12 protein-coding genes are annotated in these 13,993 nt (G+C 70.8%); 3 read left to right on the top strand and 9 right to left on the bottom strand.

Going from position 1 to position 13,993, the window contains the following annotated elements; genetic code table 11:
- Positions 1-20: 20 nt before the first annotated feature.
- From MYF83_RS00255 to MYF83_RS00220, 8 genes are all read right to left on the bottom strand, one after another.
- Positions 21-608 carry a superoxide dismutase family protein gene (locus MYF83_RS00255; RefSeq protein ID WP_248958060.1) on the bottom strand — a complete coding sequence of 196 codons (588 nt, stop codon included), beginning with the start codon at positions 606-608 and terminating at the stop codon, positions 21-23.
- A 309-nt stretch (positions 609-917) separates the two neighbouring features.
- Complete coding sequence (locus MYF83_RS00250; protein WP_248958059.1) at positions 918-1,901, bottom strand: aldo/keto reductase; 984 nt, start codon at positions 1,899-1,901, stop codon at positions 918-920.
- A gap of 3 nt (positions 1,902-1,904) precedes the next feature.
- Positions 1,905-2,948 carry an ABC transporter permease gene (locus MYF83_RS00245; RefSeq protein WP_248958058.1) on the bottom strand — a complete coding sequence of 348 codons (1,044 nt, stop codon included), beginning with the start codon at positions 2,946-2,948 and terminating at the stop codon, positions 1,905-1,907.
- Complete coding sequence (locus MYF83_RS00240) at positions 2,945-4,447, bottom strand: sugar ABC transporter ATP-binding protein (RefSeq protein WP_248958057.1); 1,503 nt, start codon at positions 4,445-4,447, stop codon at positions 2,945-2,947. Before MYF83_RS00240 ends, MYF83_RS00245 begins: the two co-directional genes overlap by 4 nt.
- Positions 4,444-5,499 (bottom strand): sugar ABC transporter substrate-binding protein, encoded by a 1,056-nt coding sequence (locus MYF83_RS00235; RefSeq protein WP_248958375.1) that lies wholly within the window; start codon positions 5,497-5,499, stop codon positions 4,444-4,446. The genes MYF83_RS00240 and MYF83_RS00235 overlap by 4 nt, the downstream gene beginning before the upstream one ends.
- Positions 5,500-5,619: 120 nt before the next feature.
- Positions 5,620-6,366 carry an SDR family NAD(P)-dependent oxidoreductase gene (locus tag MYF83_RS00230; RefSeq protein WP_248958056.1) on the bottom strand — a complete coding sequence of 249 codons (747 nt, stop codon included), beginning with the start codon at positions 6,364-6,366 and terminating at the stop codon, positions 5,620-5,622.
- Complete coding sequence (locus MYF83_RS00225) at positions 6,363-7,676, bottom strand: L-fuconate dehydratase (protein ID WP_248958055.1); 1,314 nt, start codon at positions 7,674-7,676, stop codon at positions 6,363-6,365. Before MYF83_RS00225 ends, MYF83_RS00230 begins: the two co-directional genes overlap by 4 nt.
- Positions 7,673-8,548, bottom strand: a complete 876-nt coding sequence (locus MYF83_RS00220; protein ID WP_248958054.1) for a fumarylacetoacetate hydrolase family protein — start codon at positions 8,546-8,548, stop codon at positions 7,673-7,675. Before MYF83_RS00220 ends, MYF83_RS00225 begins: the two co-directional genes overlap by 4 nt.
- Positions 8,549-8,828: 280 nt before the next feature.
- Between MYF83_RS00220 and MYF83_RS00215 the strand changes: the two genes are divergently transcribed.
- Together MYF83_RS00215 and MYF83_RS00210 are read left to right on the top strand one after the other, a co-directional pair.
- Positions 8,829-10,031 (top strand): cytochrome P450, encoded by a 1,203-nt coding sequence (locus tag MYF83_RS00215; RefSeq protein ID WP_248958053.1) that lies wholly within the window; start codon positions 8,829-8,831, stop codon positions 10,029-10,031.
- 168 nt (positions 10,032-10,199) lie between these two features.
- Complete coding sequence (locus tag MYF83_RS00210; protein WP_248958052.1) at positions 10,200-11,003, top strand: SAM-dependent methyltransferase; 804 nt, start codon at positions 10,200-10,202, stop codon at positions 11,001-11,003.
- Between the two features lie 27 nt (positions 11,004-11,030).
- On the opposite strand, the gene MYF83_RS00205 is transcribed toward MYF83_RS00210, so the two are convergent.
- Positions 11,031-12,464 carry a serine/threonine-protein kinase gene (locus MYF83_RS00205; protein WP_248958051.1) on the bottom strand — a complete coding sequence of 478 codons (1,434 nt, stop codon included), beginning with the start codon at positions 12,462-12,464 and terminating at the stop codon, positions 11,031-11,033.
- Positions 12,465-12,681: 217 nt separating this feature from the next.
- Between MYF83_RS00205 and MYF83_RS00200 the strand changes: the two genes are divergently transcribed.
- Complete coding sequence (locus MYF83_RS00200) at positions 12,682-13,953, top strand: mannosyltransferase family protein (RefSeq protein ID WP_248958050.1); 1,272 nt, start codon at positions 12,682-12,684, stop codon at positions 13,951-13,953.
- Positions 13,954-13,993 lie beyond the last annotated feature (40 nt).

Here is a 13,993-nt window from a genome sequence, read left to right as displayed (position 1 = left end):
CTCGCGAACGGAACCCGCGGTCAGAAGTCGACGTTGATGCAGGCCAGCCGCGCGCCCGCCTGGCCGGCGTGACCCTGGTCGGTGTGGGTGTGCTCGGTGTGGATGATGACCGAGCGCGGGTGCCGGTCGCCGAACCCGTGCTCCAGCGCGGAGCGCGAGAAGCCGTTGCCGCGGGCGTCGGTCGTGAAGTCGAGCCAGACCTCGTTGCGCGGGTTGGCGTACTTGGGGTTGGTGGAGGGGGTCACGGGGTCCTGGACGTGCTGGTAGTGCGGGCCGGCGTCGTCGCCCTTCGCGCCGCAGGACTTGGTGTGCACGTGCGCGCCGTACGCGCGGTTGGGCAGCAGGCCTTGCGCGCGGAGCTGCACGCTCCCGCCCCCGCCGGCGGCCGGCACGTAGGCGACGGCGGCCGCGGCATCCGTGGGGACGAGCTTCGGATCGTAGGTGATGGCCGCCTGCCCGGGGCCGTAGACGCCGAACCGGCCGAGCGCGAGGACCGCGTCCGTGTCACGGCTCATCGGTCGCGACTGCCGCTCCGCGGACACGGCCCCCGCGCTCAGCAACGTCAACGGCATCACCATCGCGACCACTCCCGCGCGCACCGCCATCATTGGACTTCTCCCTCACCCTGTTCGGACGGCCTTTCCGCCGCATTCGCCGATATACCCGACTTCAGAGTAAAGCGGTCCAATATCCCGCTAAGAGTGGGCAATTACCTCTACTAACCACAAATAACCCCAGGTCGACCCGCCATCCAAGTGGCCAAAACCCCTGCGCCGCCCGCGATTCAGCATAGTGCGGGAATCCTTGCCGCAAAGGCGGATCCGTCGACGACCAATGGCGAGAAATGGCTTCCCATAGGGTGCGTTGTTTCGACGGCACAGAAAGCCAACAAAAGCGATGAAAGCCGGACGATCCGGCTAAGCAGGGGCGATCAACGACTCCTCGGCGAGGGCGGTCCACAGGGCGTCGGGGACGGGGGTGGCGGCCAGGGCTGCGTTGCGCTCGACCTCCTGCGCCGAGCGGGCGCCGGCGACCACGGCCGTCACCGCCGGGTGCCGCAGGGGGAATGCCAGGGCCGCCTGCGGGAGCGTGACGCCGTACCGCTCGCACACCGCCGCGATGCGCCGTGCGCGCTGGACCAGCGCGCCGGGCGCGGGTGCGTACTCGTAGGTGCCGGTCGCCTCGTGCGTGGCGAGCAGGCCGCTGTTGAAGACCCCGGCCACCAGGACCGAGACGCCGCGCTCCTGGCAGAGCGGCAGAAGTCCGGCCGCGCCCGACTGGTCCAGCAGGGTGTAGCGCCCGGCGAGCATGACCAGGTCGACGTCGGTCTCCTTGACGAAGCCGGCGAGCATCTCCCACTGGTTCATGCCGGCGCCGATCGCCTTGACCACGCCCTGGTCGCGCAGCTCGGCGAGCGCCGGGTAGGCCTCGCCGACGGCCGGCGCCCAGTGGTCGTCGGCGTCGTGGATCAGCACGATGTCGATCGTGTCGTGGCCGAGGCGTTCGAGGCTCTCCTCGATCGACCGGCGCACGCCGTCCCGGGAGAAGTCCCAGACCCGGCGATGGGTCGCGGGCACGTCGAACCCCTGGTCGTCGCGTCCCGGCCGCGTGGCGGGGCCGAGCAGGCGGCCGATCTTGGTGGAGAGGGTGTAGGAGTCGCGGGGCCGGTCCAGGAGGGCGGCGCCGAGGCGGCGCTCGGACAGCCCGAGCCCGTAGTGCGGGGCGGTGTCGAAGTAGCGGATGCCGGCCGCCCAGGCCGCGTCGACCGTCTCCCTGGCCTGCTCGTCGCTGATCGCCGAGAACAGGTTGCCGATCGGCGCCGCGCCGAATCCAAGCCTGGTCACCCGCGCGCCCCGCCCCACGGTCCGGCTCGGCATGGCTTCTCCTTCGTCCGTCGTCATGCGCTAATCCTGCGCCTTCCCACTGGTGACGCGGGCGAGCATGAGCGCGATGAGGATGATGCCACCGTAGATGGCCTGGATCCACTGCGCCGAGACGCCGGCCAGCGTCAGGATGTTGTTGATCAGCCCGAGGACGAGCACGCCGCACAGCGCGCCGAACAGCGTTCCCTTGCCGCCGTCGAGGCTGACCCCGCCGATGACCGCGGCCGCGAAGACCGTGAAGATCATGCCGTTGCCCTGGGACGCCGCGACCGAGCCGAGCCGGCCCGTCATCAGCAGGCCCGCCAGGGCGGCCAGCAGTCCGCCGATCATGAAGACCGTCCAGAGCACCCGGTCGGTGCGCACTCCGGCGGCGCGTGCCGCGTCGACGTTGCCGCCGATCGCGTACACCGAGCGCCCGTGCCGGAAGTACCCCAGGGCCACGATGCCGATCGCGTACGCGAGCCCGCAGATCCAGACCGACGCCGGGAGCCCCACCCACCGGGCGTTGCCGAGGTAGAGGAAGGAATCGGGCAGCGCGAACAGGTTCTGACCGCCGGTGAAGCCGATCTGCAGGCCGCGCAGCACGATCAGCATGCCCAGCGTCACGATGAACGCCGACAGCTTGAACCGCAGGATCAGCAGCCCGTTGAACGCGCCGACGAGCACGCCGATCAGCAGGCAGATGGGGATGCCCAGGGCCGCCGGCCAGTCGGTGCCGAGGCCGTTGGAGGCGGCCGGGATGACCAGCGCGACACCCAACGCGGGCGCGAGGCCCACGGTGGACTCCAGCGAGAGGTCGAACTTCCCGGCGATGAGGATCACCGCCTCGGCGAGCACGAGGAGCGACAGCTCGGTCTGCTGTTGCAGCACGTTGGTCAGGTTGTCGCCGCTGAGGAAGGCCGGCTCGATCAGCGCGCCGACGACGACCAGCAGCAGGATGGCCGGAACCAGGGCGAGGTCGCGGAACCGCGCGAGCCGGAGCCCGGACGGTCCCCGCCCGGTCCCGCCCGCCGTGCCGGGAGGCCCGCCGGGGGTGCCGGGAGAGGTCACGGTCGTTTCCGTCATCGTGCGTCGACACCTTCCATGACCGCCACGAGCTCGGCGTCCGCCCAGCCCCGTGGCACTTCCTTGACGACCCGTCCATGGAACATCACGACGACCCGGTCGCAGATGCGAAGATCGTCCAGCTCGTCGGAGACGAGCACCGCTCCGGCACCGCGTTCGGCGGCGTCCTCGACGGCGCCGAGCAGCGCCTGCTTGGCGCGCACGTCGACCCCCGAGGTGGGGTCGATCACGACCAGCGCCCCGGGGTCGTCGGCGAGCGCCCGCGCCATGACGACCTTCTGCGCGTTGCCCCCGGAGAGGTCCCCGACGGGCTGGGACGGTCCGGTGGTCTTGATGTCCAGCTCCTCGATCATCCGCTCGGCCCGCGCTCGGCGCCTGGCCGGGGACACCGCGCCGAACCGGCCGAGCTTGTGGGCGATCGGCAGGGTCGCGTTCTCGGCGATCGAGAGCAGCGGCACGAAGCCCTCCTTGTGCCGGTCCTGGGGGACGAAGCCGAGCCCCGCGCGCAGCGCCGAGGTGACGTCCCCGGGACGGGGCCGGGCGCCGTTGACGGTGACCGTGCCGCTGTCGGCGGCGTGCAGGCCGACCAGCGTCTCGGCGAGGCTCACCTTGCCGCTGCTGCCGGACCCGGCGAGCCCGACGATCTCTCCGGCGCGCACGGCGAGGTCCACGTCCTGGTACCGGCCGGCCAGCGACAGCTTCTCGGCGCTCAGGACGATCGGCGCGGAGCTCCTGGAGGCGCGCGACCGGGCCTGGTAGCCGGCGGCGGCCTCCCCTGTCATGGCGGCGACCAGCTCGTCGTGCGGCAGGTCGGCGACCTCGCTCGTGAGGACGTGGCGGGCGTCGCGGAACACCGTGACCGACTGGCAGACCTGGTACACCTCTTCCAGGTGGTGCGAGATGAACATCATGGTCACGCCCTGCGCCCGCAGCGCCCGCATCCGCTCGAAGAGCCGCTCGATGGCCGGGCCGTCGAGCTGCGCGGTCGGCTCGTCCAGGATGATGAACCGCGCGCCGAACGACAGCGCCCGGGCGATCTCCAGGAGCTGGCGCTGCTCGACGCCGAGGTCTCCCGCGAGGCGCCCGCCGTCGACGTCGACGCCGTACTCGTCGAGCAGGTCGCGCGCCCGCGCCCGCAGCGACCGCCAGTTGATCGGCCCCCGGCCCGCCTGGCGGTTGAGGAACAGGTTCTCCGCGACGGTGAGCGTGGGGATGATCGTGGACTTCTGGTAGACGCAGGCGACGCGCCGCCGCCAGCCGTCGCGGTCGGCGAGCGCCGGGGCGGGACGGCCGGCGAAGAGCACCTGGCCCTCGTCGGGACGCTGGAGTCCGGTGAGGATGGACACGAGCGTCGACTTGCCCGCCCCGTTGCGGCCGACGAGGGCGTGGGTCTCGCCTTCGCCGATGACGATCCCCGCGCCGTCGAGCGCGGTCGTCGGCCCGAAGCGCTTGGTGATGCCCCGCGCCTCGACGGCCGGGGTGGCGGGTGGTGACATCATCCGACCTGGTTGCCCCAGAGGTTGGGGTCGTCCACGTTCTCCTTGGTGACCAGCGGGGCGGGGAGCTGGTCCTCGAGGCGGCCGCCGCCGACGTCGACGATGGTGCTGTCGTGGTCGGTCTTGCCGGGGGCGAAGGTCTTGCCTTCAAGGGCCGCCTTGGCGTACGACAGCGCCCACTTGGCGTACAGGTCGGCGGGCTGGGACACCGTGGCGTCGATCTGGCCGTCCCGGATGGCCTGGAACTCCTGCGGGATGCCGTCGTTGGAGATGATGAAGATGTGCTTGGGGTCGGTCGGCGGCACCAGCAGGTTCTTGGACTTCAGCAGCTGGAGGGTGGGGGCGAGGAACACGCCGCCGGCCTGCATGTAGATGCCGTTGATGTCGGGGTGCTGGGTGAGCCGGGTCTGCAGCGCGGCCGACGCCTTGGTGCCCTCCCATTCGGTCGGCTCGGCGAAGACCGTGATGCCGGGATAGTTCGCCTTCATGCACTCGGCGAACGCCTCGGAGCGGTCGCGGCCGTTGACCGACGACAGCGATCCCTGGAACTCCACGACCTTGCCCTTGCCCTTCAGCTGCTCGCCGAGGAACTCGCAGGCCTTCTCGCCGTAGGCGCGGTTGTCGGCGCGGACGACCATGAACGTCTTGCCCTTGTCGGGCCGGGTGTCCACGGTGACGACGGGGATGTTCTTGCCGGCGAGCTGGTCGAGGGTGGTCGCGATCGCGCCGGTGTCCTGCGGGGCCATCACGATGGCCTTCGCGCCCTGGCTGACCAGCGCCTGCGTGTTGGACACCAGCTTGGCCACGTCGTTCTGGGAGTTGGTGGGCGGCATCAGGTCGACGCCGAGCTCACCCGCCAGCTTGGGGACGTACTTGTTGTAGGAGTTCCAGAAGTCGCTGTCCGTGCGGGGGAAGTCGATGCCGATCTTGCCCCCCGCCGCCGCGGAGCCGCCTTGGGCCGAGGCCGAAGGGCTCGACGGTGTCGACGACCCGCACGCGGCGAGCGTCAGGGTTAACGCGGACAGTGCCACGCCGATGGTGGCCGACGATCGCATTCTCACTTGTCGCCTCGATTCACGGGAAATGCGGGGGGTGTGGCGCCTCAGGGAGAACGGTGCGGCGCCTGGGGATGGGGGCGGGTGGCCGGCTCGGAGGGACGGAAGCCGGGCGGGGGGCTACGGGGTGGGACGGAGGCGGAGGCCGTGCATGCCGCCGTCGACGGCCAGCACGGTGCCCGTGGTGCTCGCGGCGAGAGGACTGGCCAGGTAGGCGATCGCGGCGGCGACCTCCTCGGCGCTCACGAGCCGGCCCATGGGCTGGCGCCGCTCCAGCGCGCGGCGTTCGGCGTCCGGGTTGGGCGCCGCTTCGAGCAGCCGCTGCACCCAGGGGGTGTCGGCGGTGCCCGGGTTGACGCAGTTGACGCGGATGCCCTCGCCGATGTGGTCGGCCGCCATGGCCAGCGTGAGCGAGAGGATCGCGCCCTTGGACGCGCTGTAGAGCGCGCGGTCGGGCAGGCCGGCCGTCGCGGCGATCGAGCAGGTGTTGACGATGGCCGCGTGGCCGGACGCGCGCAGGTGCGGGAGCGCGGCCCGGGTCACCCGCACGATGCCGAGGACGTTGACGTCGAGGACATGGCGCCATTCCTCGTCGCCGTTGCGCTCGACGGTGCCGGCCGCGCCGATGCCGGCGTTGTTGACCAGGATGTCGAGGCCGCCGAGGCGCTCGGCGGCCTCGGCGACGGCCGCGCGGACCGCGGCGTCGTCGGTGACGTCGGCCTTGACGCCGGCGAAGGGCTCGCCGGGCGGGTTGACGTCGAGGCAGGCGACGCGGGCGCCGCGCTCGGCGAGCAGCCGGGCCGTCGCGAGGCCTATCCCGGAGCCGCCGCCGGTGACCAGCGCGGCAAGACCCTCGAACTCGCTCATCGGGCACCTCCTCGAATGCCGGTTTCGCTCCAGACGGGACCGCCGGGGAAGGCGTACGCCTCGATGGACTCCGGGCGCATGGCCGCACTGAACCCGGGGGCCTGCGGCGCCTGGTAGCGGCCGTTCCTGACGACCACGGGGTCCACGAAGTGCTCGTGCAGGTGGTCGACGTACTCGATCACCCGGTCCTGCAGGCTGCCGCTTACCGCCACGTAGTCGAACATCGCCAGGTGCTGCACCAGCTCGCACAGCCCGACGCCGCCGGCGTGCGGGCAGACGGGCACGCCGAACTTGGCGGCGAGGAGCAGGATCGCGATGTTCTCGTTGACGCCGCCCACGCGGGCGGAGTCGAGCTGCACGACCGACAGCGAGCCGGCCTGCAGCATCTGCTTGAAGATCACCCGGTTCTGGACGTGCTCCCCGGTGGCGACCTTGATGGGCGCGAGGGCGCGGGCGACGGTGGCGTGGCCGAGCACGTCGTCGGGGCTGGTCGGCTCCTCGATCCAGTACGGGTCGTACTCCTTGAGCGCGTTGACCCAGCTGATCGCCGCGCCCACGTCCCAGCGCTGGTTGGCGTCGATGGCGATGCGGTAGCCGGGGCCGCAGACCTCGCGGGCGATGCGCATCCGACGCCGGTCGTCCTGCAGGTCGGCTCCGACCTTCAGCTTGATCTGGGTGAAGCCCAGGTCGATCGCCTCCTCGCAGAGGCGGCGGAGCTTGTCGTCGTCGTACCCGAGCCAGCCCGGGGAGGTGGTGTAGGCGGCGTAGCCGTGGGCGTTCAGGTGGGCGATCCGCTCCTTCCTGCCGGGCTCGGCTTGGCGCAGGAGCTCGAGCGCCTCGCCGGGGGTGAGCGCGTCGCTGATGTAGCGGAAGTCGACCAGCGAGACGATCTCCTCGGGGGCCATCTCGCCCAGCAGAAGCCAGAGCGGCTTGCCCTCGATCTTGGCCTTGAGGTCCCACAGCGCGTTGACGACCGCGGAGATCGCCATGTGCATGACGCCCTTCTCCGGGCCGAGCCAGCGCAGCTGGGAGTCGTGGACCATCTCCTTGTACAGGGCGCCGAGATCGTCCGGCCGCCTGCCCACGACGAACGGCGCGAGAGCCTTGATCGCCGCGGTCTGCACGTCGTTGCCCCGGCCGATCGTGAAGGCGAACCCGTGCCCGTCGATGCCGCCGTCGGTCCTGAGCACCACGTACGCGGCCGAGTAGTCAGGGTCGGGGTTCATCGCGTCGGAGCCGTCCAGCTCCCGTGAGGTCGGGAACCGGATGTCGTGGGTCTCCAGCGCGGTGATCAGCGGCAGGCCGTTCATGCCTGTCCCACCATCTGGCGCTGGCGGCCCAGACCGTCGATCTCCAGCTCGAGGACGTCGCCCTTCCGCAGGTAGGGCTGGTCCGGCATGCCGAGCGCGACGCCCGCGGGCGTGCCGGTGTTCACGAGGTCACCGGGCTCCAGCACCATGAAGTGGCTCAGGTAGCGCACGATCTCGGCGACCGTGAAGATCATGTTCGCGGTGCCGCCGTCCTGCCGGGCCTGGCCGTTGACCCAGAGCCGCAGGCCCAGGCTCTGCGGGTCCGGCACCTCATCGGCGGTGACGAGCCACGGGCCGAGCGGGTTGAAGGTCTCGCACGACTTGCCCTTGTCCCACTGGCCGCCGCGCTCGAGCTGGAACTCCCGCTCGGAGACGTCGTTGGAGATGGCGTACCCGGCGACGCAGGCGAGCGCTTCCTCGTGGGAGTCGAGGTAGCGGGCGGTCCTGCCGATGACGACCGCCAGCTCGACCTCCCAGTCGGTCTTCACGCTGCCACGCGGGATGAGGACCTCGTCGTTCGGCCCGACCACGGTGTTTGGGGCCTTCATGAAGATGATGGGCTCCGCGGGGAGGGCCGCTCCGGTCTCCGCCGCGTGGTCGCGGTAGTTGAGGCCGATGCAGACGACCTTCCCGGGGCGGGCGATCGGCGCCCCGACGCGCCCGGTGACGCCGCCGTCGGCCGTGCCGTCGAGGAGGGGCAGCTCGCCCGCCTGGATCGCGCCTGCCACACGTTCGATCTGTCCCGTGGCGAAGAAGACTCCGTCGAGGTCCGCGCCCTGCCCGAGCAGGCTTCGCAGGTCGCGCGGGCGTCCGTCCCCGTCCAGGACGGCGGGACGTTCCTCTCCGGGGGGTCCGACTCGCAGCAGCTTCACGCGTCTTCCTCATATTCATCGGATGTGTTGAGAGAGAAGACTACGCGGGGATGGGCCGACGTCAAGCCTCTGCGTGGTATATGTCTTCATTCATCGGATGCCTGGATTGCAAGACGACAAGTCGATCGCCATCTCGTAATGTGACGCCCGCGCGCGGGCGGCGACGGGAGGGAGGGGTATGACACCCTGAGCGCGTCTTGACGTGCCCCTGCGCCCGTAATAGAACACGTTTCAGAAACGTCTCCAACCAAGCGCTTGATCAACTCCCCCGGGTGGTCATATGGAAATCAATCTCGTCGACCAGGATCACTACGCGCGGGATGGCGTTCCGCACGAGCAGCTCCGGTGGTTGCGGGCCAACGATCCGGTCTTCTGGCACGAGGGCGACCAGGAACGCGACTGGCCGGGCTTCTGGGCGGTCACCAAGCACGAGGACGTCGTGCACATCTCGCGCCACTCGGATCTGTTCTCCTCCAGCAAGAAGCTGGCGCTGTTCAACGAGATGCCCGAGGAGCAGCGCGAGCTCCAGCGGATGATGATGCTCAACCAGGATCCCCCCGAGCACACTCGCAGGCGCTCCCTGGTCAACCGCGGGTTCACTCCGCGCCAGATCGGCGTGCTGGAGGACCACATCCGCGACATCTGCCACGGCCTGGTCGACCAGGCCATGGCCAAGGGGAGCGTCGACTTCGTCACCGACATCGCGGCGCCCCTCCCCCTGTACGTGATCTGCGAGCTGCTCGGCGCGCCCGTGGAGGACCGCGACAAGATCTTCCAGTGGTCCAACCGGATGATCGGCAGCGAGGACCCCGACTACGCCACCACCCCCGAGGAGGGGCAGGCCGCGGCGGCGGAGGTCTACTCCTACGCCAACCAGCTCGCCGCGCGCCGCCGTGAGGAGCCGCGCGACGACATCGTCACCAAGCTGCTCCAGCCTGGGGACAACGGCGAGGTGCTCAGCGAGGACGAGTTCGACCTCTTCATCCTGCTCCTGGTCGTCGCCGGGAACGAGACGACGCGCAACGCCGCCTCCGGCGGCATGCTGACCCTGTTCGAGCACCCCGAGCAGTGGGAGGGCCTCGTCCGCGACCCCTCCCTCGCGCGCACCGCCTCGGACGAGATCGTCCGGTGGGTGTCGCCGGTCAACCTCTTCCGCCGCACGGCGACCCGCGACACCACCTTGGGCGGCAAGGACATCAAGGAAGGCGACAAGGTCGTGGTGTTCTACTCCTCGGCCAACCGGGACGAGGGCGTGTTCGCGGCGCCGTCGAGCTTCGACATCGCCCGCGACCCGAACCCCCACATCGGCTTCGGCGGCGGCGGGGCCCACTTCTGCCTGGGCAACCACCTGGCGAAGCTCGAGCTTCGGGTGCTCTTCGAGGTGATCGCGCAGCGCATGCCCGACCTCCGCCAGGCGGGCGAGGCCAAGCGGCTGAGGTCGTACTTCATCAACGGCATCAAGAACCTTCCCGTGGGGGTCTGACCCCGGCACCGGGCACGGCGCACGCCGGGGCGTCCGGCCCCGGCCCGGCACGATCGTGCCGGCGCCGCGCCCGGCGGCGTGCGCCGCCGCTATGATCGCCCCACCAGGGCGCCGATCAACCCATATGTCAGGCTCATGTCGGATGGGGGCGGCGGTAGAGGAGAAACGATGTCAGACCACCGTCCGGCACCGCAGGGCGTCGACCCCAACGTTCCGAGCGCCGCGCGCATCTACGACTACGCGCTGGGCGGCAAGGACAACTACGCCGCCGACCGCGCCGCCGCCGAGACGGTCTTCTCCCTCGCCCCCGAGATGCGGATCATGGCCCGCCAGAACCGGGCGTTCCTCGGCCGCGCGGTGCGCTACCTCGCCGCCGAGGCCGGCATCCGCCAGTTCCTTGACCTCGGCTCCGGCCTGCCGACCCAGCAGAACGTCCACCAGGTCGCCACGGAGATCGCACCGGAGTCCAAGGTCGTCTACGTCGACTACGACCCGATCGTCGTCGCGCACGGCGACGCCCTGGTCGCCACCAGCGGCGACGTGGCCTTCGTCCGCGGCGACGTGCGGCGGATCGACGAGGTGCTGGACCACCCCGACGTGCGGCGGCTGATCGACTTCGACCGGCCGGTGGCCGTGCTGCTGGTGGCCGTTGTGCACTTCATCCCCGACGCCGAAGGGCCCTACGAGGTCGTGGCCCGCCTGCGCGAGGTCATGGCCCCGGGGAGCTACCTGGCCGTCTCCAGCGTGACCCCTGACCCCCACCCCGACGAGACGGCCGAGCTGGTCAAGGTGTCGACCAGCGCCGGAGCGCCCTTCGTCGCCCGCTCCCACGCCGAGGTGACGCGGTTCTTCGAGGGATTCGACCTCGTGGAGCCCGGCCTGGTCATCGCGCCCGAATGGCGTCCGCCGATCGCCCGGACCGTCGACCCCGAGAAGATGTGGGTGCTCGCCGGCGTCGGCCGCAAGCGCTGACCCCTCCCCGGCGGGCGTCCCGTCCGCTCACGCCGTGGAGACGGGGAGGTCCGGGAACAGGCCGAGCCCCGGGATGTCGACACTGACCGTCTCGATGCCGTCCGGCACTCCCGTGTAGGAGGCGTACAGGGACAGGATGTCACCGGGCCTGTACCACTGGTTCGGGACCGCGCTGCACAGGCACGCGTCGTTCTTGCGCGCCGGGGAGAACTTCGACCCGCTGGGCGGGTCCAGCAGGCTCGCCCCGGAGACGTCGTTCCCGAACAGGTCCCTCGGGTACCAGTTCCCTCCGGTGCCGGTCAGCTTGATCGTCCATCGCACGCTGACGGAGGTCCCCCGTCGCTGTACCCCGTCGATCGTCACCCGGATCGGGTCGCCGTCGACCTGGCCGTCGCGGACGGCGACCGGACCGGTGGCGGCCGTCGTCCGCTCTCGGTCGAGCACCACGATCAGGACCGCCGCGGTGACGGCGACGGCGACCCCGGCGGCGGCGACCGGCGGCCCGAACCGGCGCCAGCCGCGCTTCATCGCGGAGCGCGTCCCCCCGGAGCCCGTCCCCGCGGAGCCCGTCCCCGCGAACTCGGCGGCGGCCGGCGTGGTCCAGATCTCGCTGACGATCCGGGTGGCGGCCTCGACGGCCACCTCCTCCCGGCCCACGAGCCGGTCGAGGAGCTGCTGCGCGGTCGGCCTCCTGGCCGGGTCCTTGTCGAGGGCCTGCTCGACCAGCGGTCTCAGGCGCTCGTCCAGCTCGTCCAGCCGGGGCACGTGGTGGGCGACCCGGTAGAGGACCTCCGACGCCGGCCCGCGCCCGAAGGGCGGACGGCCGGTACCGGCGTAGGCGATCACGCATCCCCACGCGAACACGTCGGCGGCGGCGGTGACCGGCTCCCCGCGTGCCTGCTCGGGGGACATGTAGCTCGGCGTGCCGATCACCAGCCCCACGTGCTCGGCGACCGTGTCCGCCAGCTGTGCGATGCCGAAGTCGATGACCCGGGGGCCGACGGGCGCGAGCACGATGTTGGAGGGCTTGAGGTCACGGTGGATCACCCCCACCCGGTGGATGGCGCCGAGGGCCGTGGCGACGCCGACCGCGAGGGCTTCCAGGTTCGACCCGGTCAGCGGCCCCTGCGCGTCGACCACCGACGACAGGTCGGGACCCTCGACGTACTCGGTCACCAGGTAGTGCTGCTCACCGTCCTGCCCCACGTCGAGGACGGGAGCGGTACAGAACGGGGCGACCCGCTTCGCGGCCTCGGCCTCCTTGCGGAACCTGCCGCGGAACTCCTCATCGGACGCCAGCTCCGGGCGCATGACCTTCACCGCGACCTTGCGCCCCGAGGCGTCGTGGGCGAGGTACACGATGCCCATGCCGCCCTCGCCGAGGCGGCGAACGGGAACATAGGGCCCGATCGTCCGCCGGTGGGTCACGGTGGGTTCGTGTAGTGAAGGCTGCCCGTCCATCGGAGACATCCTCCCGGATCATCACCATTTTGGGGATCGATGACGATATTTCGGCAGGGAAAGTTTCGCCGCCCACTCGATGGCCGGAGCCGGCCGGTCATCGCGCAGGTGACACGCACCAGGTCGCACGAGTGGCCGTCCGAGGCCTGCGGGACGGCCCGATCGCATGAGGCGCGGTCGCTTGCCAGTACTTTGACCGCTATATGAGGGTGTGTTCGTGCTGGAACACACCTCCCCTCACGAGCGAGCCGAGACCGCCACCCCCGGCCAGGAGCCCGACGGGCCAGGCGACTCCACGGCCACCGCCACGGCCGACCCCGGCGCCGGCGCACCGGCTCCATCCCCGGACGAGCCGAGCGGGATCATCGGGAGGCGCCGCTGGACGCCCCGGTTCCTGAGCGACGCCGGCGACCGGCAGGCGCTGCTCATCTGGTTCTGCTCCCACGTCGGTTTCCTGATCTACACCTACCTGGCCGCTCCGGGGCGTACCACCGACCCGTTCCTGAACCGGCTCACGCGCTGGGACGCCGAGAACTTCATCGCCATCGCCGAGTTCGGTTACGACGGCCCGCCCGGCATGCAGGACAGCGCCAAGCTGCCCGCGTTCTTCCCCGGCATGGCGATGCTGATCAAGCTCATGAAGCCGGTCGTGCATGACGGCCGCCTGGCCACCGTGATCATCTCCCTGGTGGCCTGCGCGGTCGTCGCGGTGGCGCTGTCGCGGCTGGCCGAGTCCTACGCCAAGGGCAGCGGCCGGTTCGCCGTGGCGGCGCTGTTCCTCAGCCCCTTCGCGGCCTTCCTCTACACCGGATACTCCGAATCGCTGTTCCTGGCGCTCGCGATCTGCGCCTGGCTGCTGGCCCGCAACGGCCGGTGGGACGACGCCGCGCTGTGCGCCACGGCGGCGACCGTGGTGCGCATCTCCGGCCTGTTCCTGGCCCTCGGCCTGCTGATCATGTTCCTGGTGGCCGCCAACGGCCGCAAAGCGCCAGGCGGCTGGCGCGCCCTCCCCTGGCTGGCCCTGCCCGGCGTGCCGATAGTGCTGTACACCGTCTTCCAGTGGACCCGCACCGGGGACTGGCTGGCCTACAACACCGTCCAGGACCGGTTCTGGGGCCGGCACGCCGTCTGGCCGTGGGAGGCCTTCCTCAACACCTGGAACATGTCCGACGACGTCCCGACGCTCACCATGTCCTACTACGAGGAGATGATCGCCGCCGCGGTGCTGCTGGTCCTGGCGATCTGCCTGGCGGTACGCCGCCGCTGGCCCGAGCTGGCCTACATCGCCCCTCAGGTGCTGTCGTTCCTCACCCTGTCGTCGTTCTACCTGTCCATCGGCCGCGCGTCCTTGACCTGGTTCCCGCTGTGGGTGGCACTCGGCGTGGCCGGCGTCCGGCGACCCTGGGTGTGGTACGTGAGCATGGCGGTCATGGTCCCCGTCATGGCCATCAACGTCGGCAACTTCACCACAGGCGCGTGGATCGGCTGAGCCGGCGCCTACGCGAACCGCGACCGGCCGTCCCCGCGGT

Origin of the sequence: Sphaerisporangium perillae, assembly GCF_023276435.1 — a bacterium.
GTDB lineage: Bacteria > Actinomycetota > Actinomycetes > Streptosporangiales > Streptosporangiaceae > Sphaerisporangium > Sphaerisporangium perillae.
This window is presented reverse-complemented; position numbering and strand designations above follow the sequence as displayed.